The organism is Sphingomonas jejuensis (genome assembly GCF_011927695.1).
Taxonomy (GTDB): Bacteria; Pseudomonadota; Alphaproteobacteria; order Sphingomonadales; family Sphingomonadaceae; genus Sphingomonas_K; species Sphingomonas_K jejuensis.
Window position 1 is genome coordinate 795115 of record NZ_JAATJE010000001.1, and the last position, 24863, is coordinate 819977.

Annotated in this window: 25 protein-coding genes; 13 read left to right on the top strand and 12 right to left on the bottom strand. The window is 70.0% G+C overall.

Annotated elements, in window-relative coordinates:
- Positions 1 to 2 precede the first annotated feature (2 nt).
- Entirely contained in the window at positions 3 to 572 is a 570-nt protein-coding gene (locus tag GGR88_RS04025; protein WP_167953229.1) for a DedA family protein, read from the top strand.
- Positions 573 to 627: 55 nt separating this feature from the next.
- Positions 628 to 1725 carry a mechanosensitive ion channel family protein gene (locus GGR88_RS04030; protein ID WP_245196435.1) on the top strand — a complete coding sequence of 366 codons (1098 nt, stop codon included), beginning with the start codon at positions 628 to 630 and terminating at the stop codon, positions 1723 to 1725.
- Positions 1726 to 1763: 38 nt separating this feature from the next.
- Here GGR88_RS04030 and GGR88_RS04035 read toward each other — a convergent pair whose 3' ends face one another.
- Positions 1764 to 2216, bottom strand: coding sequence for an NfeD family protein (locus GGR88_RS04035; RefSeq protein ID WP_167953231.1), 453 nt, complete (start codon positions 2214 to 2216; stop codon positions 1764 to 1766).
- Positions 2213 to 3214, bottom strand: coding sequence for an SPFH domain-containing protein (locus tag GGR88_RS04040; protein ID WP_167953233.1), 1002 nt, complete (start codon positions 3212 to 3214; stop codon positions 2213 to 2215). Before GGR88_RS04040 ends, GGR88_RS04035 begins: the two co-directional genes overlap by 4 nt.
- A 108-nt stretch (positions 3215 to 3322) precedes the next feature.
- On the opposite strand from GGR88_RS04040, the gene guaB reads away from it, so the two are divergent.
- Genes guaB through GGR88_RS04055 form a run of 3 tightly spaced genes read left to right on the top strand, consistent with a single transcriptional unit; the run spans position 3323 to position 6536 of the window.
- Complete coding sequence (gene guaB, locus GGR88_RS04045; protein WP_167953235.1) at positions 3323 to 4780, top strand: IMP dehydrogenase; 1458 nt, start codon at positions 3323 to 3325, stop codon at positions 4778 to 4780.
- A gap of 3 nt (positions 4781 to 4783) precedes the next feature.
- Positions 4784 to 5968: an SAM-dependent methyltransferase gene (locus GGR88_RS04050; RefSeq protein WP_167953237.1), complete on the top strand. Its 1185-nt coding sequence runs from the start codon at positions 4784 to 4786 to the stop codon at positions 5966 to 5968.
- Positions 5969 to 5990: 22 nt separating this feature from the next.
- The gene (locus tag GGR88_RS04055) at positions 5991 to 6536 is read left to right on the top strand and encodes a tetratricopeptide repeat protein (RefSeq protein ID WP_425338461.1); all 546 of its coding nucleotides are present in this window, start codon (positions 5991 to 5993) and stop codon (positions 6534 to 6536) included.
- A gap of 24 nt (positions 6537 to 6560) precedes the next feature.
- Here GGR88_RS04055 and rsmA read toward each other — a convergent pair whose 3' ends face one another.
- From rsmA to GGR88_RS04075, 4 genes are all read right to left on the bottom strand, one after another.
- Positions 6561 to 7439, bottom strand: a complete 879-nt coding sequence (rsmA, locus tag GGR88_RS04060; protein ID WP_342449710.1) for a 16S rRNA (adenine(1518)-N(6)/adenine(1519)-N(6))-dimethyltransferase RsmA — start codon at positions 7437 to 7439, stop codon at positions 6561 to 6563.
- A complete protein-coding gene (gene pdxA, locus GGR88_RS04065; protein WP_245196436.1) occupies positions 7412 to 8407 on the bottom strand; it encodes a 4-hydroxythreonine-4-phosphate dehydrogenase PdxA in 996 nt (331 codons plus the stop codon). The genes rsmA and pdxA overlap by 28 nt, the downstream gene beginning before the upstream one ends.
- Positions 8408 to 8429: 22 nt before the next feature.
- Positions 8430 to 9788: a peptidylprolyl isomerase gene (locus tag GGR88_RS15210; RefSeq protein ID WP_167954348.1), complete on the bottom strand. Its 1359-nt coding sequence runs from the start codon at positions 9786 to 9788 to the stop codon at positions 8430 to 8432.
- A gap of 105 nt (positions 9789 to 9893) precedes the next feature.
- Complete coding sequence (locus tag GGR88_RS04075; protein WP_167953239.1) at positions 9894 to 12116, bottom strand: LPS-assembly protein LptD; 2223 nt, start codon at positions 12114 to 12116, stop codon at positions 9894 to 9896.
- A gap of 161 nt (positions 12117 to 12277) precedes the next feature.
- Here GGR88_RS04075 and GGR88_RS04080 point away from each other — a divergent pair, with 161 nt between their 5' ends.
- From GGR88_RS04080 to GGR88_RS04095, 4 genes are all read left to right on the top strand, one after another.
- Positions 12278 to 13774, top strand: coding sequence for a leucyl aminopeptidase (locus GGR88_RS04080; protein ID WP_167953241.1), 1497 nt, complete (start codon positions 12278 to 12280; stop codon positions 13772 to 13774).
- 4 nt (positions 13775 to 13778) lie between these two features.
- Positions 13779 to 14216, top strand: a complete 438-nt coding sequence (locus tag GGR88_RS04085; protein WP_167954350.1) for a DNA polymerase III subunit chi — start codon at positions 13779 to 13781, stop codon at positions 14214 to 14216.
- An 84-nt stretch (positions 14217 to 14300) separates the two neighbouring features.
- Positions 14301 to 14723: a nucleoside-diphosphate kinase gene (ndk, locus tag GGR88_RS04090; RefSeq protein WP_167953243.1), complete on the top strand. Its 423-nt coding sequence runs from the start codon at positions 14301 to 14303 to the stop codon at positions 14721 to 14723.
- Between the two features lie 92 nt (positions 14724 to 14815).
- Complete coding sequence (locus tag GGR88_RS04095) at positions 14816 to 14995, top strand: DUF1294 domain-containing protein (RefSeq protein WP_342449712.1); 180 nt, start codon at positions 14816 to 14818, stop codon at positions 14993 to 14995.
- A 71-nt stretch (positions 14996 to 15066) separates the two neighbouring features.
- On the opposite strand, the gene GGR88_RS04100 is transcribed toward GGR88_RS04095, so the two are convergent.
- Genes GGR88_RS04100 through purM form a run of 4 tightly spaced genes read right to left on the bottom strand, consistent with a single transcriptional unit; the run spans position 15067 to position 17689 of the window.
- Positions 15067 to 15669 carry a hypothetical protein gene (locus GGR88_RS04100; RefSeq protein ID WP_167953245.1) on the bottom strand — a complete coding sequence of 201 codons (603 nt, stop codon included), beginning with the start codon at positions 15667 to 15669 and terminating at the stop codon, positions 15067 to 15069.
- Positions 15666 to 16040: an MmcQ/YjbR family DNA-binding protein gene (locus GGR88_RS04105; protein ID WP_167953247.1), complete on the bottom strand. Its 375-nt coding sequence runs from the start codon at positions 16038 to 16040 to the stop codon at positions 15666 to 15668. The genes GGR88_RS04100 and GGR88_RS04105 overlap by 4 nt, the downstream gene beginning before the upstream one ends.
- On the bottom strand, positions 16030 to 16608 hold the full coding sequence (gene purN / locus GGR88_RS04110; RefSeq protein WP_167953249.1) for a phosphoribosylglycinamide formyltransferase: 579 nt from the start codon (positions 16606 to 16608) through the stop codon (positions 16030 to 16032). Before purN ends, GGR88_RS04105 begins: the two co-directional genes overlap by 11 nt.
- Positions 16601 to 17689, bottom strand: coding sequence for a phosphoribosylformylglycinamidine cyclo-ligase (purM, locus tag GGR88_RS04115; RefSeq protein ID WP_167953251.1), 1089 nt, complete (start codon positions 17687 to 17689; stop codon positions 16601 to 16603). Before purM ends, purN begins: the two co-directional genes overlap by 8 nt.
- Positions 17690 to 17759: 70 nt before the next feature.
- Here purM and GGR88_RS04120 point away from each other — a divergent pair, with 70 nt between their 5' ends.
- From GGR88_RS04120 to GGR88_RS04135, 4 genes are read left to right on the top strand one after another with little or no spacing between them, the layout of a single operon-like run.
- Positions 17760 to 19046, top strand: coding sequence for a heavy-metal-associated domain-containing protein (locus tag GGR88_RS04120; RefSeq protein WP_342449713.1), 1287 nt, complete (start codon positions 17760 to 17762; stop codon positions 19044 to 19046).
- Complete coding sequence (locus GGR88_RS04125; protein WP_167953253.1) at positions 19043 to 19669, top strand: P-loop NTPase family protein; 627 nt, start codon at positions 19043 to 19045, stop codon at positions 19667 to 19669. Before GGR88_RS04120 ends, GGR88_RS04125 begins: the two co-directional genes overlap by 4 nt.
- A complete protein-coding gene (locus GGR88_RS04130) occupies positions 19666 to 21813 on the top strand; it encodes an RNA degradosome polyphosphate kinase (protein ID WP_167953255.1) in 2148 nt (715 codons plus the stop codon). The genes GGR88_RS04125 and GGR88_RS04130 overlap by 4 nt, the downstream gene beginning before the upstream one ends.
- Complete coding sequence (locus GGR88_RS04135; RefSeq protein ID WP_167953257.1) at positions 21806 to 23278, top strand: Ppx/GppA phosphatase family protein; 1473 nt, start codon at positions 21806 to 21808, stop codon at positions 23276 to 23278. The genes GGR88_RS04130 and GGR88_RS04135 overlap by 8 nt, the downstream gene beginning before the upstream one ends.
- On the opposite strand, the gene GGR88_RS04140 is transcribed toward GGR88_RS04135, so the two are convergent.
- The gene (locus GGR88_RS04140) at positions 23265 to 23582 is read right to left on the bottom strand and encodes an I78 family peptidase inhibitor (RefSeq protein ID WP_167953259.1); all 318 of its coding nucleotides are present in this window, start codon (positions 23580 to 23582) and stop codon (positions 23265 to 23267) included. The two genes, GGR88_RS04135 and GGR88_RS04140, sit on opposite strands and share 14 nt — an antisense overlap.
- Positions 23579 to 24757, bottom strand: coding sequence for a ribonuclease D (rnd, locus tag GGR88_RS04145; RefSeq protein ID WP_167953261.1), 1179 nt, complete (start codon positions 24755 to 24757; stop codon positions 23579 to 23581). Before rnd ends, GGR88_RS04140 begins: the two co-directional genes overlap by 4 nt.
- Positions 24758 to 24863 lie beyond the last annotated feature (106 nt).

Sequence of the window (24863 nt, forward strand, 5' to 3'; positions counted from 1 at the left end):
ACATGGATCTGGAACAGCTCGTCGCCCGGTGGGGGCTGCTCGCGCTGTTGATCGGCGCGGGCGTGGAAGGCGAGACGGTGGTGGTGCTGGGCGGCATCAGCGTCAGTCGTGAGCTGCTGGCGCCGGTGCCCGCGGTGCTGGCGGCGGCGACCGGATCCTTCATTGCAGACCAGCTGTTCTTCGCGATCGGGCGGCGATCCCGATCTGCGGGGATCGTCGTGCGGGCGCAGCGGCGCGCCGCCTTTGCGCGCATCCTGCGAACGCTGGAGCGCCGGCCGGTGGCCTTCATCTTCGCATTCCGTTTCCTGTGGGGGCTGCGCACGATCAGCCCGATCGCGATCGGGACCAGCGCGGTACCGACCCGCCTGTTCGTGATGGTCAACGCGGCCGCCGCACTGTGCTGGGCCACGCTGTTCGTGACGCTGGGCGCGGTGTTCGGCGAGGCGCTTGGCAGCGCCATTGGCGAGTTCGCCCCGCTGGAGCACAGCTTTGCCATCGGCATCGCCGCGATCCTTGCGATCGCCGCGACCTATTGGGTGGTGCGCCGTCGGCGCCTGCGCGGTCGCGACTGAGGACGGCGACCCATGCCGGCGGGGAACGGCCGCCGCCGCACCGTGTTACCCAAGCATGCGACAGATCGACATGTTCGGGTGGGACGTGCCCGCCCCCCTGGTCGCGGCCGGTGCGATCGCGCTGGCGGTGCTGGCAGGCCTCCTGATTCACGCCACGGCATTCCGGCTGCTCCGCCGCTTTGCGGAACGGACGCCGGCGACGGCAGACGACATCCTGGTGTCCCATGCGCGCCGGCCGGCGCGGTGGATCACCGTGGCGGTCGCGCTCGCCTTGATCCGCCCGGCCGTGAACCTCAGCGAGAGCGGCGACACGCTGTGGCGGCAGGTCGCCGGGCTGGTCGTGCCGGCGCTGATCGGCTGGCTGGCGATCGCCATGCTGCGCGCCTTCCAGAAGGTCGTGGAGATTCGGGCGGACATCAGCGTGGAGGACAATCTTCGCGCACGGCGGCAGCGCACGCGGGCAAGCATCCTGACCCGCATCGGCGTGTTCGCGATCATCTTTGTCACCTTGTGCCTGATGCTGCTCAGCATCCCCAGCGTGCGGAGCGTGGGCGTGACGCTGATGGCGTCCGCCGGCATCGCCGGCCTGGTGGTCGGTGCCGCGGCACAGCCTGCGCTGAAGAACGTCATCGCAGGCGTGCAGATGGCCTTTTCCGAGCCGATCCGCATCGATGATGTCGTCATCATCGATGGCGAATGGGGGCGCATCGAGGAGATCCGGCTGACCTTCGTGCAGGTAAAGCTGTGGGACGAACGACGCCTGATCGTCCCGGTTTCAAAATTCCTGGAGCAGAGCTTCCAGAACTGGACGCGCGAAACGAGCCACCTGCTCGGCTCCGTGTTCTGGCGGCTCGACCCGGCCGCCGACATCGATCGGCTGCGGGACCGGCTGGGCGCGCTGGTGGATGCCAACCCACGCTGGGACCGGCGGTTCTGGAACATGCAGGTGACCGACATGACCGCCGACGCCGTCGAGGTGCGGGCGCTCGCCACCGCAAAGGACGCATCCACCGCGTTCGACCTGCGCTGCGACCTGCGCGAGGGATTGCTGAAGTTCATCCGCGACGAAATGCCCGAAGCGTTGCCCAAGACACGCGCCTTGGTCGAAGCAGGATCGTCAGCGTCGGTGGGCGCAGAGAACGAGCGCGTCTAGCCTGTCGTGTCCGGCCTCCAACGGGTGGAAGCCGGTGCCTAGCGCAGCATCTCGACCGGGCGGACGATCAGCGTCGCGCCTTCCGAGCCGATGATGGTGAGGCATGCGCCTTCGGCACAGTCGGGGCCGCGCGCGGACCATTCGCTGTCGCCCAGCCGGATGCGGCCGCGACCGTTCTGGAACGCCGTGGTGGCGCGCACTTCCTCCCCGATCAGTCGGATGGCGCGTTCGTTGATGAAGGGATCCTGCGAGGCAACCGGATGGGTGACGTACCACCGGCGGCCCCCCAGCACGGCGGCGATCGCGAAGGCGGTAAAGGCGATCAGCTGGACCACGAGCGGGGGCGCAAGGCCCCAGGTGACCACCGCCGTCCCGGCCGCCGCCGCCGCCAGCCAGACAAGGAACACGCCGGGCACCAGCAGCTCGGCAATGGCGAGCAGCAGCGCCAGCCCCATCCAGTACCAGGCCGGGTCGAGGTCGGACGGGTTCATCCCTGGCGCTGTCCGGCGGGATCAAAGGGCAGCGGCGGGCGGGCAGGCGCGGGCGCGGGCGCGGCTCGTCCGGACTGCTTCGTCTCCTCGGCGCCGCCGAGCGCTTCCTTGGCGAGCTGGCCGATTCCGCCAAGCGTGCCGATCAGCTGCGTCGCCTCGACCGGGAACAGGATGGTCTTGGCGTTGGGCGATGTCGCGAACTGGCTGACGGCGCGGACATAGTCCTGCGCGATGAAGTAGTTGACGGCCTGCGCGCTGCCGCCCGCGATCGCGTCCGACACCATCTGCGTCGCCTTGGCCTCCGCCTCTGCGCCGCGCTCTCGCGCTTCGGCATCGCGGAAGGCAGCCTCGCGCCGGCCCTCGGCCTCCAGGATCTGGCTCTGCTTGGCGCCTTCTGCGCGCAGGATCTCCGACGCGCGCAGGCCCTCTGCCTCCAGGATCGCAGCGCGCTTCTCACGCTCCGCCTTCATCTGGCGCGACATGGAGGTGACGATGTCCTGCGGCGGGCGGATGTCCTTTACCTCGACCCGGGTGATCTTGATGCCCCAGGGCGTGGTCGCGTCATCGACAACGTTCAGCAGGCGCGCGTTGATCTGGTCGCGGTGCGACAGCGTCTCGTCCAGGTCCATCGACCCCATGACCGTGCGCAGGTTGGTGGTGGTGAGATTGAGGATCGCGCTCAGCAGGTCCGACACCTCGTAGGCGGCCTTCGCGCTGTCCAGCACCTGGAAGAACACGACGCCGTCCACCGCGACCACGGCGTTGTCGCGGGTGATGATCTCCTGCCCGGGGATGTCCAGCACCTGCTCCATCATGTTCACCTTGCGGCCGACACGGTAGAAGAAGGCGGGAAAGAAGTTGAAGCCGGGGCGCGCCACCGTGGTGAAGCGGCCGAAATGCTCGATCGTGTACTGGTACCCTTGGCGCACCACCTTCACGCTGGCGAACAGGTACAACACGACAAGGATCAGGATGAACAGTCCGATCGTCGCGGCCATTGATGCCTCCCCCTGGCAATATCCGGAACGATTATGGAACAGCCGCCCGTGAGCGCCAAGTGGATTCGGGGTCTGGCATCCCACGGCGTCGCCGTTTAAGGGCCCGCGATGGATATCGAGCTGGGCCTGACCTTCGACGACGTGCTCCTGCGCCCGGCGGCGTCCGACGTGCTGCCGAGCGACGCGGACACCTCCACCCGCCTCACGCGGACGATCTCGCTGAACATTCCCGTGCTATCCTCCGCGATGGACACGGTGACGGAAGCGCGCATGGCGATCATCATGGCGCAGCTGGGCGGGATCGGCGTGCTCCACCGCAACCTCGACATCGACGTGCAGGCCGCCGCCGTGCGCCAGGTAAAGCGGTTCGAAAGCGGCATGGTCGTCAACCCGATCACCATTCGCCCGACGGCGACGCTGGCCGAGGCGCAGGCGCTGATGGCGGAGAACAGCATTTCCGGCATTCCGGTGACGGAGGAGGACGGCCGGCTGGTCGGCATCCTCACCAACCGCGACGTCCGCTTCGCCGAGAATGCCAGCCAGCCCGTGGCCGAGCTGATGACGCGCGACAACCTGGCGACGGCACCCGCCGACGTCGGACAGGACGAGGCGCGTCGGCTGCTCCACCAGCGCCGCATCGAAAAGCTGATCGTGGTGGACGACGCCTATCGCTGCGTCGGGCTGATCACCGTCAAGGACATCGAAAAGGCCGCGATCTACCCCAGCGCGACCAAGGATGCGTCGGGCCGGCTGCGCGTGGCGGCGGCGACCACGGTCGGCGACAAGGGCTATGAGCGCACCGAGGCGCTGGTGGCGGCGGGCTGCGACCTGATCGTGGTCGACACCGCGCACGGCCATTCCTCCATGGTCCTGAAGGCAGTCGAGCGCATCAAGGCGATGTCGAACGAGGTGCAGATCGTCGCCGGCAACGTGGCAACGGCGGAGGCGACCCGCGCCCTGATCGACGCGGGCGCGGACGCAGTGAAGGTCGGCATCGGTCCGGGCAGCATCTGCACCACGCGGGTGGTGGCGGGCGTCGGCATGCCGCAGCTGTCGGCGGTGATGGAAAGCGCCAGGGAAGCGGCGAAATCCGGCATCCCGGTGATCGCGGACGGCGGCCTCAGGACGTCGGGCGACATCGCCAAGGCCCTGGCGGCCGGCGCGTCGGCGGTGATGATCGGATCGCTGCTGGCGGGTACGGAGGAAGCGCCGGGCGAGACCTTCCTGTACCAGGGCCGCGCCTACAAGTCCTATCGCGGCATGGGCAGCGTCGCCGCCATGTCGCGCGGATCGGCCGACCGTTATTTCCAGCAGGACATCAAGGACCAGATGAAGCTGGTGCCCGAAGGAATCGAGGGTCAGGTGCCGATCAAGGGGCCGGCCAAGGACGTGATCCACCAGCTGGTCGGCGGCGTGAAGGCGGCCATGGGCTATACGGGGTCGCGCACGCTCGACGACCTGAAGGCCAATGCGCGGTTCGTGCGGATCACCAATGCGGGCTTGAGCGAGAGCCATGTGCACGACGTGACCATCACGCGCGAGGCCCCCAACTATCCGACGCGCTGAGCGGTGACGCCCGCCGCGCGCGTCCAGACCGCCATCGAGCTGCTCGACGAGATCGTGGCGGCCGCGCGGGACGGCGGTCCGGCCGCCGACACGCTGATCCAGCGCGGCTTTGCCGCCCGGCGCTATGCCGGGTCGGGTGACCGGCGCGCGATCCGCGAGCTGATCTACGCCGCGATCCGGCGCGCGGGCGAGCGTCCCGAGAGCGGACGCGCGGCGATGGTGGGGCTGGCGGCGGAGGACCCCGCTCTCGCGGCGTTGTTCGACGGATCTGCCCGTGGTCCGCAGCCGATCGCCGCCGGAGAGGCGAGCGCGCCGGCGGGGATCGCCCCCCGCTGGATCGCCGACCGCCTGACCCGGAGCCTGGATGCGGACGGGCTGGCCGCGCTGCTCGACCGCGCGCCGGTCGACCTTCGGGTCAACCGCGCGCGAACGACGCGTGAGCGGATGCTCGCCGAGTTTTCCGAGGCCGAGCCGAGCCCGCTCTCACCGGACGGGCTGCGGCTCCAGCCCGGCGCGGCGGCCGGGATTGACCGGCACCCCCGGACCGTCGACGGCAGCGTCGAGGTGCAGGACGAGGGGAGCCAGATCGTCGCGGGCGCCGCCAGGGCAGGCGCGGGGATGCTGGTGGTGGACCTATGCGCCGGCGCCGGTGGCAAGTCGCTGGCGATCGCTGCGGCGACGCCGGATGCCCGCATCGTCGCCTGCGACACCGACCGCGCCCGGCTGCAGCGGCTGCCGCCGCGCGCCGAGCGTGCGGGAGTGACCGGGATCGAGACCCGGCTGCTCGATCCCGGCCGCGAGACCGAGCGGCTCGACGACCTCGCCGGGCAGGCGGATGTGGTGGTGGTCGATGCACCCTGTTCGGGCACCGGCACCTGGCGCCGCAATCCCGAAGCCCGCTGGCGCCTGACGCCCGCCCGTCTGGAGGCGCTGGTGACGCTGCAGCGCCGGCTGATCCGGATCGCGGCGGGGCTGGTCCGGCCGGGCGGGGCATTGGTCTACATCACCTGTTCGCTGCTGCCGGAAGAGGGACCGGACGCGGTGGCGGACTTCCTGGCGGAGCACCCGGGCTGGCGTGCGGAGGACCCGATCAACGGGCTTGGCGAACCGGCGGGGGCCGGACGGCGGCTGCAGCCCGCAACGCATGGCACCGACGGCTTTTTCGTCGCGCGGCTGCTGCGGCCATGATAGGCTGACCGCCGTGCCCCCCATGGAGACCGTGATGCGCTTCACCCCGGCTGCCCTTGCCCTGTCGCTGCTGCTCGTGACGGTGTCGAGCGCGGGATTGGGACAGCGTCCCGATGACGAAATCGACCCGCGGTCGGTGGCGCTGGTGGAGCGCGGCCGCGTGGCCCAGCGGGCCGGCAACCTCGCCGAGGCGAACGGCCTTTACGAAACCGCGCTGGCGGTGGATCCGCGAAACCGCACCGCCTTTATCGCGCTGGCCGAGGTTGCGCGGCGGCAGGAGCTGCCCGGCAAGGCGATCCGGCTCTACCGCGACGCCCTGCGGCTGGAGCCGAACGACGTCCGCGCGCTCGCCGGGCAGGGTCAGGCGATGGTGCAGAAGGGCGCGGTCGAACGGGCACGTGCCAATCTGGCGCGGGTGCGCACGCTTTGCACCGCGCCGTGCAGCGAGGCGACCGCGCTGCAGGCGGCGATCACCGCCGGCCCGCCCGCCCGCGTCGTCTCGGCGCAGGCGAACCCGAGCGCGCCGCCGCCGGGAGCCGAAACGCAGACCCGCGCGCCGCAGAACTGACGCGCTCGCCCGGCCGCTGCCGGATCAGGCTGAGGGGGTCGCTACCTCCCCGTCCATCACGCGGGCAAGGGCCACGAAGTCGGCCACGGACAGGGTTTCGGCACGCCGCGTCGGATCGATCCCGGCGACCTCCATCGCACGGTCGGCGCCGGCCACGCCCTTCAGGCTCTGGCGGAGCATCTTGCGGCGCTGGCCGAAGGCGGCGGCTGTCAGGCGCTCCATCGTCGCCATGCTGACCGCCGTCGGCTGGGCGGCCGGCACGATGTGGACCACCGCCGACATGACCTTGGGCGGCGGGGTGAAGGCGGAGCGATGCACCCGCATCGCCAGCCGCGCGTCGCTGCGCCACTGCGCGAGCACGGACAAGCGGCCATAGGCTTCGTCGCCGGCATGCGCGACGATGCGCTCGGCGACCTCCGCCTGGAACATCAGCGTCAGCGACAGCCACCAGGAGGGCCAGGGATCCGCAGTCAGCCAGCGGACCAGAAGTGCCGTGCCGACATTGTAGGGCAGGTTGGCGACGATATGCGCGGGAGCTCCGATCGCGGCGGCGGCATCGAACCGCAGCGCGTCGTCCTCGACCACCCGCAGCTTGTCGGGGAATGCCGCGCCGAGCTCGGCCAGCGCGGGCAGGCAGCGCCGGTCGCGCTCGACCGCCGTCACATCCGCACCGGCGCGCAGCAGCGCGCGGGTCAGGCCGCCGGGGCCGGGTCCGACCTCGAACACGGCCGCGCCGTCCAGATCGCCTGGGATGCGGGCGATGCGGCCCAGCAGCTGCTCATCAAGCAGGAAGTTCTGCCCGAGCGCTTTCGACGCCTGCAGCGAATGGGTGCGGATGACGTCGCGAAGCGGCGGCAGCGCCGGGGATGGGGCGGTCAGGCCGCGGCCCGGCGCGCCCGGCACTGCGCCGCCTCCGCCGCCACCCGGATCGCCGCCGTCATGGCGCGGTGGTCGGCCTTGTCCTGACCGGCGATACCGAACGCGGTGCCGTGGTCGGGCGCGGTCCGGACGATGGGCAGGCCCAGCGTCATGTTCACGCCTTCCTCGAACGCGATCGTCTTCAGCGGGATCAACGCCTGATCATGATAGGTGCAGATGGCTGCGTCGTAGGTCGCCCGTGCGCTGGCATGGAACATGGTGTCGGCGGCAAAGGGGCCCCGCGCATCGATGCCTTCCGCGCGCAGCTCCATGATCGCCGGCAGCAGGATCTCCAGCTCCTCGCGCCCGATCTTGCCGCTTTCGCCGGCATGGGGGTTGAGGCCCGCAAAGGCCAGCCGCGGCCGTTCGATGCCGAAGTTGCGCGCCAGCCCGCGGACCAGCACGCGCGACTTGGCCACCACCAGCTCCACCGACAGGAGCGAGGTGACATCCATCAGCGGAACATGGGTGGTGAGCGGCACGACCTTCAGCCCGGCGCCCATCAGCATCATCACCGCGTTGTCCTCGGCGATGCCGCAGCGTTCGGCGACGAATTCGGTCTGGCCGGGATGACGAAAGCCGATGGCGTAGAGCTGCGCCTTGGCGACGGGCGCGGTGACAAGCGCGCCGGCCGAGCCCGACCGGACGATGCCGGCCGCAAGCTCAAGCGAATCAAGGGCGGTGCGCGCGCCCTCCAGCTTCGGCTCGCCGGGTTCGACCGGACCATCGCCGTCGAGATGGATGAGGGGAAGGGCGTCGCCGAAGATCCGGGTGGCTTCGTCCGGATCCGAGATGCGACGCACCGGCCCGTCCCAGACCGCCCCGATCGCCGCGGCGTCGCCGACCGCGAAGAACGGGGGCAGACCGGTGTCGCGACCCGCCGCCCAGGCCTTTGCCACGATCTCCGGCCCGATGCCGGCCGGATCACCGAGCGCGACGGCCAGAGGCTTCAAGGCGCTTCCCACAGGCGAACCGTCACCGATAGTCGACAACGGCGTCGCGGCGCAGATCGCGCAGGTAGCGACGGGCCCGGCGGCCGACACGCTCCTGCTCCAGCTGCGTGGCGATGCGCTCACGCGAGGCCTCGTTCGTGACCTCCGGATCATCGCGGCCGCACAGGACGAGCACGCGCAGGCCGTCCTCCGGAGAGCCGAACGGCGGCGTCGCCGACCCGACCTGCAGGTTCAGCATCGTCTGCTGCAGCTGCACGGGCAGGTCGCGGACGCGCACCTGATCATTGTCGACGATCTCCGCATTGAGCTGTCGGGCGATCGCGTCGACCGCGCCGCAGCCCTGAATGTTGCGCGTGGCATCGGCAAAGGCATTGGCGCGCGCCTGAAGCTGCGCCTGGGTGACGTTGGGCGGAAAGCTGATCGCCACCTGGCGGAGGTTGAGCACCGCGTCGCGCGGATCGGCCGTCAGCACCTGACGCTGATCGATCAGGTAGAGGATCGACAGGCCGCCCGGCACCGGGATCGGGCCGGCGAGCTGCCCGACCTGCATCTGCCGCGCCTGGTTGGCGAGCGGATCGGGGAGCTGTTCCGCCCGCACCCAGCCGAGATCGCCGCCGACCGCCGCCGTCGAGGCTTCGGAGAACTGGCGCGCATAGGCGGCGAACGACGCGCCCTGCTGCAGCTGCTGCATGATGCGCTGGGCGTTGGCGATCGTCTCGTTCTGGGTCGCAGGCGTGGAGGCGAGATAGATTTCGCCGACGCGGTATTCGCTGGTGCCGCGCGCCGCGTTCAAGCGGTCGACGATCGCCTGCACCTCGGCCTCACCGACGTTGGTGGTGGGTTCGATCCGCCGGCGGAGCAGGCGCGACCATGCGAGTTCGGCATGGATCTGCTGCTTCAGCGACGTGTCCGAGCTGTTGTTCTCGCGCAGGTAGGCGTCGAGCTGGGCGGGCGTGCGGCGGAAGTTCTGCGCCACCCGGTCGTAGCTCTGCTGGATCTCGGCCGCGCTCACCGTGATCTCGTTGGCGCGCGCTTCCTGGATCTGCAGCATCTCGTCGATCAGGTTGCGCAGCACCTGAAGGCGCAGCCGCTCGATCTCCTCCTGCGGGATCTGCTGGCCCTGGTTGGCGAGCAGAGTGAGCGCAAGGCGGTGGTCAACATCGCTGCGCGTGATGATCTCGCCATTGATAACGGCGGTGGGCTTGCGCACGGCCGTGTCGTTGCCGAACAGCACGACGTCTGCCGGGATGTCGAGCGCGGCGCGCTGAGCGGCGTCCGCGGCGGGCGCGGATGCGGGCGCCTCCTGCGCGAGGGCGGGCACGGCGGCGCCGCTGGCGGCGATGCCGATCACGAGCGCGGAAGACGCGGATGCCGCGGCCATGCCGGACAGGAGCCGCTCAAAACTGGTGCGAATCGTCACAGTGAAGATCGATCCTCGAACTGAAAGGAACCGGCGGCGGATAAGCCAGCGCCGCTGAACGACGGCTTAGCGGCCGATGTTCCGGAGCGCGACCCGGAAGAGAAAGCTGTTGCCACGCCGTGCGTCACCGGTGTCCTCATAGTCGCGACGCCAGGTCAAGCCAAGTTCCAGGCAATCGTCCGAATAGGCGAAGCCGAGCCGCGAGCGGATCGGCTGGAAACCGTCGGCAATCGAGAGCGGATCTTCGGACCGATTGGTGAGGTCAACGATCGCCGATCCGAACACGGACCAGAAGCGGCTGACCTGCACGCGGCCGCCCGCGCGGACCTCTTCCCGGTCGGACAGGTCCTCATAACCTTCCTCAATGTCGCGGTTGAGGCGGAGGTAGCCGAGCACGAGATAGGTGCGGCGCGTGCCGATGGTGGCGTCGATCTCGTTGCGGCGGAGCTCGAAATCATCCTTGTCGAGCCGGTAGCGGTGCGTGAGGCTGATGAAGTCGCGGAAGCGGACCTCCGTACGGCCCACGAAGTCGGAGAAGCGTTCGTCGACGCCGGTGCCGGCCGGGAAGATCGTCTCGTCGCCGGACATGCGCAGGCTCTGCCCGACATTGGCGGCGACGGTGACGCCGGGCAGCGTCAGCGCATAATCGACGCCGTAGGTGACGCGCGCGCCATCCTCGAATCGGTCATAGCCGGGAAAGCGGTTGAGCGAGAACAGGTTGCTGTCGTCGAGGTCGAACGCGCGGCTGTCCTCGTTCGGGATGGGATCGTTGCGAAGCGGCGGCGTGACGGCGAACTGGACGCGCGGGGTGATGCGCTGCGTTCCGCCGAATGCGGCGCCGACCAGCGGCCAGCGGACGTCGATCGCCGCCGCGGCGATGCCGCGCGCCTGCCACCCCTCGTCCCCACGATAGGGGATGGTGGCAGTCAGCAGCGTCTCGTCCGTGTGGTAGGCGTCCACCCGGCCAAGCAGGGTGAAATCGACCTCCTGTCCCCAGTTGGTGAGGCGGCGAAGATCCCAGCGGGCGCCGGCAAAGGCGCGCTGCGTGTCCTGTCCGTCGGTGCGGCCGATGGCGAGGCTGTTGAGCTGCAACTCCACCCGTCCGCCGAGCAGCGGATCGTTGATGCGGCGGCGGTAGTCGACGACCGGCAGCGCGATGGGCGTCTGGCCCTGGCTTTCGCCGACGCGCAACGTCTGCACCGCCCAGCCGGCGAGCGAGAAATAGCTGTCGGCATCGATGCGTTCGACATTGATGGTGGAGCGCAGCCGATCGTCACGGGAAATGTCGTAGCGGCGCAGGAAGGTGCGGTCGGTCGCGCGGCGGATCGACCCGGAAATGCTCCAGTTGGGGTCGAGCTGGAACCGGCCGCTCGCGTCCACGAACCCGCGCAGGCGGTCCCGCTCCTGCCCGGTGGGATCGAGCGACAGGCTTTCCCGGCCCGAATAGGTCAGCATGCCGCGCAGCTGATAGGCGCCGTCCTCCGTCAGCGCGCGATACTGCCCTTCCAGCGCGGGCAGGACGGAGGTGTAGATGTGCGGCGTGATCGTCAGATCGCGGTTGGGTGACAGCTTGAAATAATAGGGCTGGGCGACCTCGAAGCCATTCACCCGGCTGATGCGCACGTCTGGGACGAGCAGGCCGGGCCCACCCCCCGACCCAGTCGGTTGCGACAGCACCGGCAGCGGCAGGATCGGCAGGCCGAACAGCGACACGGTCGCGCCCTCGAACCGGATCCGCTCCCGGTTCTCGTCATAAACGACGCGGCGGGCGGTGACCTTGAAGGACGGTTCGCGCGGGCAGCCGTTCGCATCCACCACGGCGCATGGCGTGTAGGCGGCGCGCGACAGGGTGAACACCGCGCCCTCCCGGTTGCCGCTTTCCGCCGCGAGCCGCGATCCGTTGTCGAGCACCAGCAGGAGGTTGGCGACCGCGCCGTCGCGCAGATCCTCCGCCAACACAACCGAGTCGCCATAGGCGGTGTCGCCCGCCGGATTGGTGATGGCGACATCGCCCTCCGCCCGCACCTCGCCCGACCGCCGGTTCCAGATCACGCGATCGGCGCGAAGGCGATTGCCTTCGCGGGCGACACGCACATCGCCGGACGCGGTGATCACATCGGCATTCTGGTCATATTCGACGGTGGCGGCGCTGAACTCGATCTGGTCGGCCGGGACCTCCGCGCCGGTTTCGGGCGGCGGCGCGACCGGGCGGGGCGACAGATCCTGCGCCGCGGCGGGAAGGCTGCACAGGCCGACGATCGGAAGCGTGGCCCAGCGGATCGCCTCCATCCCCGTCAAACCACTTCCCCACGCACAATGCCGGGGCCGCCCCCGTTCGATCGCTGCCTATTGCAGACGCCCGCGCGGGCCGCAATGCGCGACCCGGGGTTGGGTCCGCGACCGGCTTCGCCTAGAAGCATCCCTCAAGAGAAGACATCGAAAGGTCGCCCATGCCCGCCATCAGACTTCAAGCCGCCCGGCCCGACAGCGTCCACGACATCGCGATCCCGGTGGCGTCCGGCGGCCTGGGCGCCGCGCGGTTCCCCGGACTGGCGGCACCGGCGACCGCGCTGGGCAAGGCGGCGGCGGCGGCCGCCCGGTTCGACGGCGAAGCGGGCGGGATTGTCGATTTCGTGGCCGACACCGGCGCGGGCATCGCGCGCATCCTTCTGGTCGGCACTGGTGCCGGAGCCGATGCGGACTGGGAGAAGGCCGGCAGCGCGATCGTCGCCCGCCTGCTGGTGTCTGGAACGCATGTCGTCGCCGTTGACGTATCGGGCACGGACGCGACGGCGGCAAACGTCGCGGCGCTTGCGTCCGGCGCCGCCGCGCGCGGGTGGCGTTTCGACCGCTACCGCTCCCGCCTGCCGCAGAAGCAGAAGCCAACGCTGGACGAGGTGGTGATCGTCGGCGCGCCGGAGGGCAGCGAGGACGCATGGTCGCGCGGCGCCGCCGTGATCGAGGGCCTGTCGTTGACGCGCGAGCTGGTGAGCGAGCCGCCCAACATCATCTATCCCGAAAGCTTCGTCGAGCGCTGCCGCGAGCTGGAGGCGCTGGGTGTCGAGATCGAGGTGCTGGGCGAGGCGCAGATGGCCGAGGCCGGCATGGGCGCGCTGCTTGCCGTGTCCAAGGGGTCGGCGCGGGAAGGCCAGCTGCTGGTGATGCGCTGGAACGGCACGGGCGACGCCGGGGACCCGCCGCTTGCGCTGGTCGGCAAGGGCGTCACCTTCGACACCGGCGGCATTTCGCTGAAGCCCGGGCCCGGCATGGAGGACATGAAGTGGGACATGGGCGGCGCCGGCGCCGTCGCGGGTGCGATGAAGGCGATCGCCGGGCGCAAGGCCAAGGCGCATGTCGTCGGCGTCTGCGGGCTGGTCGAGAACATGCCGGACGGCGAGGCGACGCGGCCGGGCGACGTCGTTACCTCCATGTCCGGTCAGACCATCGAGATCCTGAACACCGATGCCGAAGGGCGGCTGGTGCTGTGCGACGCCATCGCCTGGGTGCAGAAGCGGTACCGGCCGAAGACCATCGTCGACTTGGCGACGCTGACGGGCGCCATGGTGATCTCGCTGGGCAGCGAGCATGGCGGGCTGTTCGCCAATGACGAGAGCCTGGCCGAGGAGCTGCTGGCGGCGTCGCGGACGTCCGGCGACGCGCTGTGGCGCTTCCCGCTATCGCCCGCTTACGACAAGCTGATCGACTCGCCGATCGCCGACATGAAGAATGTCGGTCCGCGCGGCGCCGGATCGATCACCGCTGCCCAGTTCATCAAGCGTTTCGTCGACGAAGGCGTCCGCTGGGCCCACCTCGACATCGCCGGCATGGTGTGGGCCGACAAGCCCGGCACCCGTTTCGACAAGGGCGCGACGGGCTTTGGCGTGCGGCTGCTCGACCGGTTCGTCGCGGACACGCTGGAGGGCGGCGCGGGCGGGCAGGGGGCCTGACCCGCTGCAGGTCGACTTCTACCAGCTGAGCGGCAATCCCGACGCCGTCCTCGCCCGCATCGCAGAGCGGGTGACGGACGGCGGCGGTCGCCTGTTGGTGGTCGCCGATGACGACGGCGATCGGGCGCGGATCGACGCCGCGCTGTGGCGGGTGCCCGGTCCTGCCTTCCTGGCGCACGGCCAGGCCGGCGAGGGCGATGCGGCGAACCAGCCCATCCTGCTGTCGGCGGCCGTGGACCCGGCAAACGGCGCGCGCAACATCGTGCTAGCCGACGGCCGCTGGCGGGACGAGGCGCTGGACTTCGAGCGCTGCTTCCACCTGTTCGACGAGGCTGCGACGCCGGCCGCGCGAGACGCCTGGCGCGCGCTGGCCGCGCGCGACGGGGTGGAACGACGCTTCTGGAAGCAGGATGAGGCGGGGCGCTGGACGCAGGCCGCCTGATCGCGCCGCCTTGCCCTGCCGCGCGCCGCCGACTAGGGACGCGGCCACTTATCCACCATCGTCATAGACAGGAGCACGACGGCCATGGCCGCCACGCGGACCTTTTCCATCATCAAGCCCGATGCCACGCGCCGCAACCTGACCGGTGCGGTCACCAAGATGCTGGAGGAGGCCGGCCTGCGCGTCGTCGCGTCCAAGCGCATCAAGATGACCCGCGAGCAGGCCGAGGGGTTCTACGGCGTTCATCGCGAGCGTCCGTTCTTCAACGACCTCGTCGAGTTCATGATCTCCGGCCCGGTGGTGGTGCAGGTGCTGGAAGGCGAGAATGCCGTTCAGAAGAACCGCGACATCATGGGCGCGACCAATCCCGCCAATGCCGAGCCGGGCACGATCCGCAAGGAGCTGGCCGAATCGATCGAGGCGAACTCGGTCCACGGATCGGACAGCGAAGAGAATGCGGCGACCGAGATCGCGTTCTTCTTCAAGGACGACGAGATCGTCGGCTGACCTTCCCGGTCGGGGCGGGCAGGATCATCTGAATTTTCGGTCGTCGGACTGGCGCCGCTGTGATCCTTCCCGCCCTCATCTTTTGCGCTCTGATGAGCGTCTGGACGGCGGCGGCGTTTCGCCGTGACAAGCAGAACGCCGTCGCGGGCCGGCGGCGGATCCCTGAATCGGACCTCCTTCTTCTGGCGGCGCTGGGCGGAATGCCCGGAGCGTTGATCGCCCGCCGGCTTTATCGCCACAAGACGCGCAAACAGCCCTTCACGCTTGGCTGATGCTGATCGCCGCCCTGCAGGCGGGGCGCTGATCGGGCTCGCGCTGTCGGGATGGGGCGGCTTCTAAGCGGCTATGTTGCGGTCGGCCGCCAAAGCCGGTCGATCTCCGCCTGCGGCGCGCGGCCGGCGGCGCCCTGATAGGCCACGCCGCTGATGCGGATGGCATCGCCGCCGATCAGGCGGTCGCGCCGCTCGAGACCCAGTTGGTAGAGCCCGGTGGCGCGATGGAGATCGCCGCCTGCCGTGAACACCGCCTCGACGGCGATCGGCAGCCGGATGCGCTTGGCGTCGGTGGCACCGCGTACGGCCCGGGCGAACGCACCGGCATCCAGGCGGGCATCGGCCAGCGTTTCCACCGGCGAAACGCCGAGGGCGGAGGGGAAGCGCACGGTCAGCGACTGGATCACGCGTCCCTCGTTGGCCGAGGAAAAGCTGATCGCCTCGCCGTCCTCCTCCACGCGGCCGGACAGCACGATGCTGGCCGCGGCCGCCTGCTCCGACTGCCGCTCGGCCGCCTTTTCCGCGGCCGCGGTGGAGCGTTCGGAATAGCTGTTCCAGAGCGTGAGGCCGGAGATCACCACCGCGACCACCGCCAGCACCTCGCCCAGCGTGATCCAGCGGCGGCGGATGGCCGCGGCCTCGGCCGCCTGCTTGGGTGTCTGCGGCTCGCTCATCGACCGCTCGCCTCCAGCAGACCCCGCGGCGCCGCCAGTTCCCAGCTGATCGCCACGCGGTCATCCACCTGCGGCCAGTCGACATCGCCGGCCAGCGAAAGCGCGACCCAGCCGGCCGGGCCGAGATAGGCGGGGCGGCTGTAGCGATCGGGGTCGGCCTCGATCAGCGCGGCCTGCTCGTCCGTGCCGCTCGTCCGCACGCAGACAACTGTGCGGCCGTCACCATGATGGTCGTGGCGGAACTGCGCGAACTGCCGGTCGGCGACGAAGAAGGTCGGCTGGCCGTGCGACGGGCGCTCCTCAGCCTCCGGCAGCGCCAGCGCGGCCTCTCGCAACCGTGTCAGCGCCGTTTCGGGATCGTCACTCAGCATCGGTCATCGCCTTGGCCAGCGCCTTCGGGTACAGCCGGTTCTCCACCGTGAGCACGCGCGCGGCAAGCGTTTCGGGGGTGTCGCCGGGCAGGATCGGCACGCGCGCCTGCGCGATCACCGGACCGTCATCGAGCAGCTCCGTGACATGGTGCACGGATGCGCCCGCCTCCCGGTCTCCCGCGGCGAGCGCGCGGGCATGCGTGTCCAGGCCCTTGTGCCGGGGCAGCAGCGACGGATGGATGTTGACCAGGCGGCCGGCCCAGTCCGCCACGAACGCCGGCGACAACAGCCGCATATAGCCGGCAAGCGCCACCCATTCAGCTCCATGCGCGCGCAGCGCCTGCGTCAGCCGCACATCGAACGCCTCGCGCGCGGTGCCCTTGTGGGAGAAGGCGACGGTCGGCACGCCCGCCGCGGCGGCGCGCGCCAGCCCGGCGGCGTCCGGGTTGTTGGATGCCACCAGCACCACCTGCCACGGGCAGTCCGGCGCGGCGGCGGCATCGATCAGCGCGGCCATGTTGCTGCCGCGCCCGGAGATGAGGATGCCGAGCCTTTTGCGATCAGCCATGATGGGTGGCGGACCACGGCGCCCGGCCGGACCAGGCTTCGGCCGATCCGGCAACGGTGCAGCCGCGCATGCCCTCTGCGACGTGGCCGATGCGGAACACCGTCTCGCCCGCGGCTTGGAGCGCGGCGGTCACCTCGTCCACCCGGTCCGGCGCGACTGCCGCCACCATGCCGATGCCGCAGTTGAAGGTGCGCGCCATCTCGCCGGGCTCGATATTCCCCTGCGCCTGCAGGAAGGCCATCAGCCGCGGCTGCGGCCAGGCATCGGCGTCGACATGCGCGTGAAGCCCGGCAGGCAGCACGCGCGGAATGTTCTCCAGAAGGCCGCCGCCGGTGATGTGGGCGAGCGCCGACACCGCCCGGCTCCGCACCAGCGGCAGCAATGCGCGGACATAGATGCGCGTCGGTGCCATGAGCGCATCGAGCAGGATCATGTCCTGGTCGAACAGCGCCGGCCGGTCGAGCTTCCAGCCGCGGTCGGCGGCGAGCCGCCGGACCAGCGAGAAACCGTTGGAATGGACGCCGGAGGATTGCAGGCCCAGCAGCAGGTCGCCCGCCTTCACGCGATCACCGGTCAGCGCATCCGCCCGCTCCACCGCGCCCACGCAGAAACCGGCGAGATCATAGTCGCCGTCCGCATACATGCCCGGCATCTCGGCCGTCTCGCCGCCGATCAAGGCGCATCCGGCGATGCGGCATCCTTCCGCGATCGACGCCACCACGCGTTCCGCCACGGCGGGGTCGAGCCTGGCCGTGGCGTAATAATCAAGAAAGAACAGCGGCTCGGCACCCTGGACGACGAGGTCGTTCGCGCACATCGCCACCAGGTCGATGCCGACGCCGTCGTGCGCGCCATGCTCGATCGCCAGCTTCAGCTTGGTGCCGACCCCGTCGTTGGCCGCGACCAGGAGCGGGTCGCTGTACCCCGCCGCCTTCAGGTCGAAGAAGCCGCCGAAGCCGCCGAGCTCCGCATCCGCACCCGGCCGGCGCGTGGCGCGGGCGAGCGGCGCGATCGCCTTCACCAGCGCGTTACCGGCATCGATCGACACGCCGGCGCCGGCATAGGTGTAGCTGTTGGTCATGCCCGCCGCCTAGCCAATCAGCCCGCGACGCTCAACCGCCGGCCGCCAATCGACGCCTTCACGTCAAAGCGTGCTTGGCTTCAACGGCTCGACCCGCCAGAAGGCAGGCGTGATGGGGCTGAGGCGCATAGGCTTTGGCGTGGCGGGGGCTGCGCTGGCACTGGGAATGGCGGTGACGCTGCGCGCCCAGATCGAGGGTGGCGAGCGCGGCGTGCCGCCCATCGACAGCTCGTCGAGCTTCGAGGTGTCGGGCATCAAGGTCGACGTGACCGGCCCAACAGCGGAGGCGGCGCGCGTCGGCGGCTGGCGCGAGGCGCAGCGGCGCGGCTGGCGATCGCTGTGGCGCCGGACGCATGGCAGCGACGCAGCGCCAAACCTGTCCGATTCGACATTGGACAGCATCGTCTCCGGCATCGTGGTGGAGCAGGAGGGCACCGGACCGAGGCGCTACGTCGCGACGTTGGGTGTGCTGTTCGATCGCGCCCGCACGGGGCAGATCCTGGGCGTCACTGGGCGCACCCGGCGGTCCGCCCCGCTGCTTGTCATTCCCATCCAGGTCTCCGGCGGCGCGATGACCGCATTGGAACTGCGCAATCCCTGGCAGGAGGCGTGGGCGCGTTTCCGCACCGGCAACAGCCCGGTCGATTATGTCCGGCCGGTCGGGACGGGGCCGGACCCGCTGCTGCTGAACCAGGGGCAGACGGAGCGTCGGGGGCGCGTGCTCTGGCGCCAGCTGCTCGACCAATATGGTGCCGCCGACGTGATCGTGCCGCAGGTGTCGCTCAGCCGACTGTGGCCGGGCGGGCCGGTGGTCGGGCGCTTTTCCGCCTATCACGGGCCGGATCGGCGGCTGCTCGGCAGCTTCTCGCTGCGCGGGGAAAGCTCTGCCGCGATCGCCGAGATGCTGGACGAGGGCGTTCGGCGGCTGGATGAGATCTACGTCGCCGCACTCACCCGCGGCGCGCTGACGCCCGATCCGTCGCTGGTGATCGAGGAGCCCATTCCCGAGGAGCTGCCGGAGGAACTGCTGGCCGAAGACGGTGTCGATCCGTTCGCCGGGGACCAGGCCGTTGTCGGCGTGACGCAGCTGTCCGTCCAGTTCGATTCGCCCGATGCCGGCGCGGTGAACGCGGCGGAGGCGGCGCTGCGGGCGATCCCCGGCGTCCGCTCCGCCGTCACGGGCAGCCTCGCGATCGGCGGCGTGTCGGTGATGCGTGTTGCTTATGAGGGGGAGGCGGCCGCGCTCGCCACCGCGCTGGAAAGCCGTGGCTGGAGCGTCAGCCAGGGTGGCGGATCGATCCGGATCAGCCGCCGCGCGCCCGCCGCCCAGCCCGCGGGCACGCCGCCCGCGCAATGAGCCAGCTGGCGTTCCCGCTCGCCTTTCCCGAAGGGCGGCGGGAAGAGTCGTTTCTCCTCGCCGACAGCAACCGCGCGGCCGCCGCCCATCTCGACCGCTGGGGCACCTGGCCGGTGCCGGTCACGATCCTGACCGGCCCGCGCAAATCCGGCCGCAGCCTGCTTGCCCGGGTGGCGATGCGGCCGGTCGGCGGGCGGATCGTCGATGCGGCCGACACGATCGACGAGACGCAGCTGTTCCACCACTGGAACGCCGCCAACGACGATCGCCGGCCGCTCGTCCTGATCGCCGATGCGCCGCCGCCTGCCTGGATCGTGCGCCTGCCGGATCTCCGGTCGCGGCTGGCGGCGACGCCGCATGTCCGCATCGACGATCCGGACGCGGCGCTGGTGCCGCAGCTGATCGCGCATCTGTTCGAACGGCGGAACCTTCATGCGCCGGACGCGCTCGTCGACTGGCTGGCGCGACGGGTTGAACGAACCCACCTTGCGATCATCGGTGCGGTTGACGCACTGGACGAAGCAGCGCTGGCCCGGCGCGCCCGATTGACGGTGCAACTGGCCCGCACGGCCCTTGGCCGGTTGATCGACGAGACGGACATAAGGAGCGGCGACGCCGCATGATGGCGACACAGGCGATGACCGACCCGGCGATGGACCTTCACCCGGATCGCTATTTCAATCGCGAGCTGTCTTGGCTCGCGTTCAACCGGCGCGTGCTGGAAGAAGCGCTCAACCCCGCCCATCCCGCGCTGGAGCGGATGCGCTTCCTGTCGATCTCGGGCAGCAACCTGGACGAGTTCTTCATGGTGCGCGTGGCGGGCCTGAAGGGCCAGCAGCTGCAAAGCGTGGAGGAGCGGTCGCCCGACGGGCTGACCGTCACGCAGCAGCTCGCCGCCATCTCGGAGGAAGCGGACCGGCTGTTCGCGGCGCAGCGCGCGGCCTTCAAGCAGATCGCGGCGGAGCTCGACCAGGCCGGCATCCGCGTGCTGGGTGCCGACGACATCTCCGACGACGACGCGCCCGCGCTGGAGCAGTATTTTCGCGAACAGCTGTTCCCGATCCTGACGCCACAGGCGCTGGACCCCGCGCATCCCTTTCCCTTCATCCCCAACAAGGGGCTGGCGATCATCCTGGATCTCTGCCGCCTGTCGGATGGGGAGCCGATCCGCGAGCTGGTGATGGTGCCGGCGTCCATCCCGCGCTTCGTGCGGCTGGGCACCGTCGACGACGCCCGCTTCGTTGCGGTGGAAACGCTCCTGAAGCGCTTCACCCCCATGCTGTTCCCCGGATATCAGGTGAATGGGTCTGGCACCTTCCGCGTCATCCGCGACAGCGACATCGAGCTGGAGGAAGAGGCCGAGGACCTGGTCGACTTCTTTCGCACCGCCATCAAGCGCCGCCGCCGCGGACGCGTGATCCGGCTGGAGATCGAGGCGGGCATCCCCGCCGAGCTGGAGGAGCTGGTGCGCGACACGCTCGGCAGCGACGACATGCTGTCGGGCGAGGATGGTGGCTTTGTGGGCATCGCCGACCTCGCCCAAATCGTCGAGGAAGACCGCCCCGACCTGAAGTTCGTGCCGTTTTCCCCGCGCTTTCCCGAACGCATCCGCGAGCATGGCGGCGATTGTTTCGCCGCGATCAGCGCCAAGGACATCGTCGTCCACCATCCGTACGAGGCGTTCGACGTGGTGCTGTCGTTCCTGCGGCAGGCGGCGACCGACCCGGACGTGGTCGCGATCAAGCAGACGCTCTACCGCGCGGGCAAGCAGTCGGCAGTGATCCGCGCGCTGATCGACGCGGCGGAGGCCGGCAAGTCGGTGACCGCCGTCGTGGAGCTGAAAGCGCGGTTCGACGAGGAGCAGAACCTGCTGTGGGCAGCCCAGCTTGAACGGGCGGGCGTGCAGGTGATCTACGGCTTCACCCAGTGGAAGACGCACGCCAAGGTGTCGATGGTGGTGCGGCGCGAGGCCGGTGGCTACCGCACCTACTGCCATTTCGGGACCGGCAACTACCATCCGGTGACCGCGCGGGTTTACACGGATATCAGCTTCTTCACCGCCGACCCGCGCGCCGGACGCGATGCCGCGCAGCTGTTCAACTATGTCACCGGCTATGTGGAGCCGAGCGGGCTCGAACTGATCAGCATGTCGCCCCATGGCATGAGGACGCGGTTGTGCGAGCTGATCGACATTGAGATCGGCCATGCGCGCGCCGGCAAGGCGGGCAACATCTGGGCGAAGCTCAACTCGCTCACCGACACGCTGATCATCGACAAGCTTTACGAAGCGAGCATGGCGGGCGTGGCGATCGACCTGATCGTGCGGGGCATCTGCTGCCTGAAGCCCGGCGTGCCCGGCCTGTCGGAGACGATCCGCGTGAAGTCGGTGGTGGGGCGCTTCCTGGAACACAGCCGCATCTTCGCGTTCGGCGACGGAAAGCCGTTGCCGCACGACGGGGCGAAGGTGTTCATCTCCTCGGCCGACTGGATGGGGCGCAACTTCGATCGGCGGGTCGAATATATGATGCCGGTGCTCAATCCGACGGTTCACGACCAGCTGCTGGACCAGGTGATGGTCGCCAACCTGATCGACAACGAGCAGAGCTGGGAGCTGATGCCGGACGGCCAGTATCTGCGCGCCGATCCCGGCACGCGGCCGTTCAACCTCCACCGTTATTTCATGACCAATCCGTCGCTGTCGGGACGCGGGCAGGCGCTGCGCGACAGCGACGCGGTGCCGACGCTTCGCCTCGTCCAGCGTGACTGACCCGCGGGCGGGGAGCGGCCGCCGACGCACCGCCATTGTCGACATCGGCTCCAACAGCGTCCGCCTCGTCGTCTATGACGGGCCGGCGCGGCGGCCGGCGATCCTGTTCAACGAGAAGATCATGGCCGGGCTTGGCCGCGGGCTGGAGGAAAGCGGGCGGATCGACCCCGCCGCCCTGGACCTTGCCACCGCATCGCTGGCGCGGTTCGCCCGCCTGTGCCGCGTGCTGGAGCCGGACGACATGATCGCGGTCGCCACCGCTGCCGTCCGCGATGCCGCAAACGGCTCCGTGCTGGTTGAGCGGGCGGCAGCGCTGGGCATCGACGTCACCATCCTGTCGGGCGACCGCGAGGCGGAGCTGGCCGCGCTGGGGGTGCTGTCCGGCGTGCCGGGCGCGAGCGGGGTGGTCGGCGACCTCGGCGGCGGGAGCCTGGAACTGGTGCAGGTCGGCGACGGCACGGTCGGCGACCGGCTGTCGCTGCCGCTCGGCGTGCTCCGCACCGCCGGCATGCGAGGCCGCATCGACGCGGCGCTCGCTCAAGGGCTGGAGGCCGCAGGCTGGACGGAGGATTGCAACGGCGGCGCCTTCTACTTGGTGGGCGGATCGTGGCGCGCGCTGGCGCGGCTCGACATGCACCTGTCGGGCTACGCACTCCCCATCATCCATGATTACCGGATGGATCCGGCCGCGCTGGGCGAACTGGCCGCGCGCATCGATGCTGCGGACAAGGCGGAGCTGAAGAAGGTGCCGGACCTGTCGTCGGCGCGCATCGCGACCCTGGGACAGGCAGTTGAGCTTCTGGAAGCGGTGGTGAGGCGGCTGCGTCCGGCCGAACTGGTCGTGTCCGCGCTCGGCGTGCGGGACGGGCTGCTGTTCGAGCGGCTGGATGCCGATGGGCGTGCGTCCGACCCGCTGATCGTCGCCGCGCGCGACGAGGCGGCATCGACTGGACGGTTTCCGGAACATGGCGACCTCTTGGACCGCTGGATCGCGCCCTTGTTCCGCAACGACGGTCCGGGCGACCGCCGCCTGCGCCATGCCGCCTGCCTCCTCGCCGACACCGGTTGGCGCGCGAACCCGGAATTCCGGGCGGAGCGGGCGCGTGAGGTGGCCCTGCACGGCAACTGGGTCGGCATCGATGCACGGGGCCGCGCGATGATGGCGCAGGCATTGAGCGTCGCGCTTGGCGATGCGACGGTTCCGGTCGATCCGCTGCCGCTGCTCGCCGATGCGCCGAGCCTGGAGCTTGCGTCCGGATGGGGCCACGCCATCCGCTTTGCCCAGCGTTTGAGCGCGGGCGTCGCGTCGCCGCTGACCGATACCCGGCTGGAGGTCGCGGACGGTGCCCTCCGCCTCGTGCTGAAGCCGGGTGACGAGGACTGGTACTCCGACCCGGTGGAGCGCCGCCACCGCAAGGCGGCGACCAGCCTTGGCCTTCAGCCGGAGCTGGTCAGCCGCACCTGACGCCCTCGACGCGGCCGGCGTCGTCCAGCGTCACATTCGCGCGGTCGGTGCGATAGTCCATGGTCACGGCCGTGCCGCGCTGAATCCAGCGAAGCGTGCGCGCGCCGGTGCGCCTCAGCACCTCCGCACCCAATGCCGCATCGGCCGGGCGCCCGACCAGGTCTGCGGTGGCGGCCGCATTGCAGCGTCCCTCGCCTGCGATCACCGGTCCGGGCTCGGCCCCCTCCGCCCCATCGGGCGTCGCGGCCGTGGTGGTGCAGCCGGCGATGGCGATCAGCGGCAAAGCGGCCAGCAGCTTGGTCATGCCCGTTCCTCCTCCGTGCGCGTCATGCGCAGCTTTCCATTGCGCACGGCGAATGCCATGCGACCTTCCACCAGCGCCAGCGCGTCGCGCCCGAACTGCTCCCCGCGCCAGCCGTCCAGGATCGACAGGCCTTCGCGCTGGCCGCAGGCGAGCTGCTCCAGCTCGTCCGTGCGCGCGAGCAGGCGCGGCGCCACTGCGATCTCCTTCGCGCGGATCTTCAGGAGGAGCTTCAGCAGATCGGCGACCAGCGCCCCGTCCTTGCCGACGCCGGGGCGGCGCTCCTCGCGCCCCGGCATCTCGTCGGCGGGGAGCGGCACGGCGGCGGCCAGCGCCTTCATCAGCCGCCCGCCGATGTCGTTGCCCGACCAGGCCTGCGACAGGCCGCGCACCCGGCCGAGATCGGCCTGGGCGGCCGGCGGGCTGCCGGCCAGGTCGACCAGCGTTTCGTCCTTGACGATGCGCCCGCGCGGCAGGTTCTTCGCCTGCGCCTCGCGCTCGCGCCAGGCCGCCAGCACCTTCAGCCGGCCAAGCGCGTCCGCCTTGCGGCTGGGCAGCTTCAGCCGCAGCCAGGCGTCGTCGGGCTGGTTCTCGTAATTGGCGGGATCGGCGAGCCGATCCATCTCCTCGTCAAGCCAGGCGCCGCGGCCGAGCTTCTTCAGCTTGTCCAGGATGCGCGGGAAGATCTTCACCAGGTGGGTGACGTCGCCGATCGCATAGTCGATCTGCCGCTTGTCGAGCGGGCGGCGCGCCCAGTCCGTGAAGCGCGCGCCCTTGTCGAGCGTGATGCCGAGCCAGGTGTCGACAAGGTTCGAATAGCCGATCTGGTCGCCTTGCCCGATCGCCATGGCCGCCACCTGCGTGTCAAACAGCGGATGAGGGGTCTTGCCGGTCAGGTTGTGGACGATCTCAATGTCCTGCCCACCGGCGTGGAAGACCTTCAGTACCTCCTCATTGTCGACCATCAGGTCCAAAAGGGGCTTCAGGTCGATGCCGGGCGCCATCGGGTCGATCGCCGCGGCCTCATGCTCGTCGGCGATCTGGATCAGGCACAGTTCCGGCCAGTAGCTGTTCTCGCGCATGAATTCGGTGTCGACCGCGACATAGGGCGACTTGGCGAGGCGGGAACACAGGGCGGCGAGATCGGCACTGCTGTCGATCAACGGGTGAATACGCATCGCCCCTGAATAGCAAGGCAGCGGCTGGAGGGAAGGGGCGTCGCTGCTTGACAAGCCGACGGCGGGCCTGCCTTACGCCGGGGCTTTCTCCATCATCCGAACGGGT

Excerpts from the sequence above, each read along its gene's own strand:
- purN (WP_167953249.1), bottom strand. The coding sequence starts at position 16,608 with ATGGCTGATCGCAAAAGGCTCGGCATCCTCATCTCCGGGCGCGGCAGC.
- GGR88_RS15210 (WP_167954348.1), bottom strand. The coding sequence starts at position 9,788 with ATGGCCGCGGCATCCGCGTCTTCCGCGCTCGTGATCGGCATCGCCGCC.
- GGR88_RS04055 (WP_425338461.1), top strand. The coding sequence starts at position 5,991 with ATGGAGACCGTGATGCGCTTCACCCCGGCTGCCCTTGCCCTGTCGCTG.
- GGR88_RS04125 (WP_167953253.1), top strand. The coding sequence starts at position 19,043 with ATGAGCCAGCTGGCGTTCCCGCTCGCCTTTCCCGAAGGGCGGCGGGAA.
- purM (WP_167953251.1), bottom strand. The coding sequence starts at position 17,689 with ATGACCAACAGCTACACCTATGCCGGCGCCGGCGTGTCGATCGATGCC.
- GGR88_RS04105 (WP_167953247.1), bottom strand. The coding sequence starts at position 16,040 with ATGCTGAGTGACGATCCCGAAACGGCGCTGACACGGTTGCGAGAGGCC.
- GGR88_RS04075 (WP_167953239.1), bottom strand. The coding sequence starts at position 12,116 with ATGGAGGCGATCCGCTGGGCCACGCTTCCGATCGTCGGCCTGTGCAGC.
- GGR88_RS04030 (WP_245196435.1), top strand. The coding sequence starts at position 628 with ATGCGACAGATCGACATGTTCGGGTGGGACGTGCCCGCCCCCCTGGTC.
- guaB (WP_167953235.1), top strand. The coding sequence starts at position 3,323 with ATGGATATCGAGCTGGGCCTGACCTTCGACGACGTGCTCCTGCGCCCG.
- GGR88_RS04080 (WP_167953241.1), top strand. The coding sequence starts at position 12,278 with ATGCCCGCCATCAGACTTCAAGCCGCCCGGCCCGACAGCGTCCACGAC.
- GGR88_RS04130 (WP_167953255.1), top strand. The coding sequence starts at position 19,666 with ATGATGGCGACACAGGCGATGACCGACCCGGCGATGGACCTTCACCCG.
- ndk (WP_167953243.1), top strand. The coding sequence starts at position 14,301 with ATGGCCGCCACGCGGACCTTTTCCATCATCAAGCCCGATGCCACGCGC.
- GGR88_RS04095 (WP_342449712.1), top strand. The coding sequence starts at position 14,816 with ATGAGCGTCTGGACGGCGGCGGCGTTTCGCCGTGACAAGCAGAACGCC.
- GGR88_RS04025 (WP_167953229.1), top strand. The coding sequence starts at position 3 with ATGGATCTGGAACAGCTCGTCGCCCGGTGGGGGCTGCTCGCGCTGTTG.
- rnd (WP_167953261.1), bottom strand. The coding sequence starts at position 24,757 with ATGCGTATTCACCCGTTGATCGACAGCAGTGCCGATCTCGCCGCCCTG.
- GGR88_RS04140 (WP_167953259.1), bottom strand. The coding sequence starts at position 23,582 with ATGACCAAGCTGCTGGCCGCTTTGCCGCTGATCGCCATCGCCGGCTGC.
- GGR88_RS04040 (WP_167953233.1), bottom strand. The coding sequence starts at position 3,214 with ATGGCCGCGACGATCGGACTGTTCATCCTGATCCTTGTCGTGTTGTAC.
- GGR88_RS04100 (WP_167953245.1), bottom strand. The coding sequence starts at position 15,669 with ATGAGCGAGCCGCAGACACCCAAGCAGGCGGCCGAGGCCGCGGCCATC.
- GGR88_RS04035 (WP_167953231.1), bottom strand. The coding sequence starts at position 2,216 with ATGAACCCGTCCGACCTCGACCCGGCCTGGTACTGGATGGGGCTGGCG.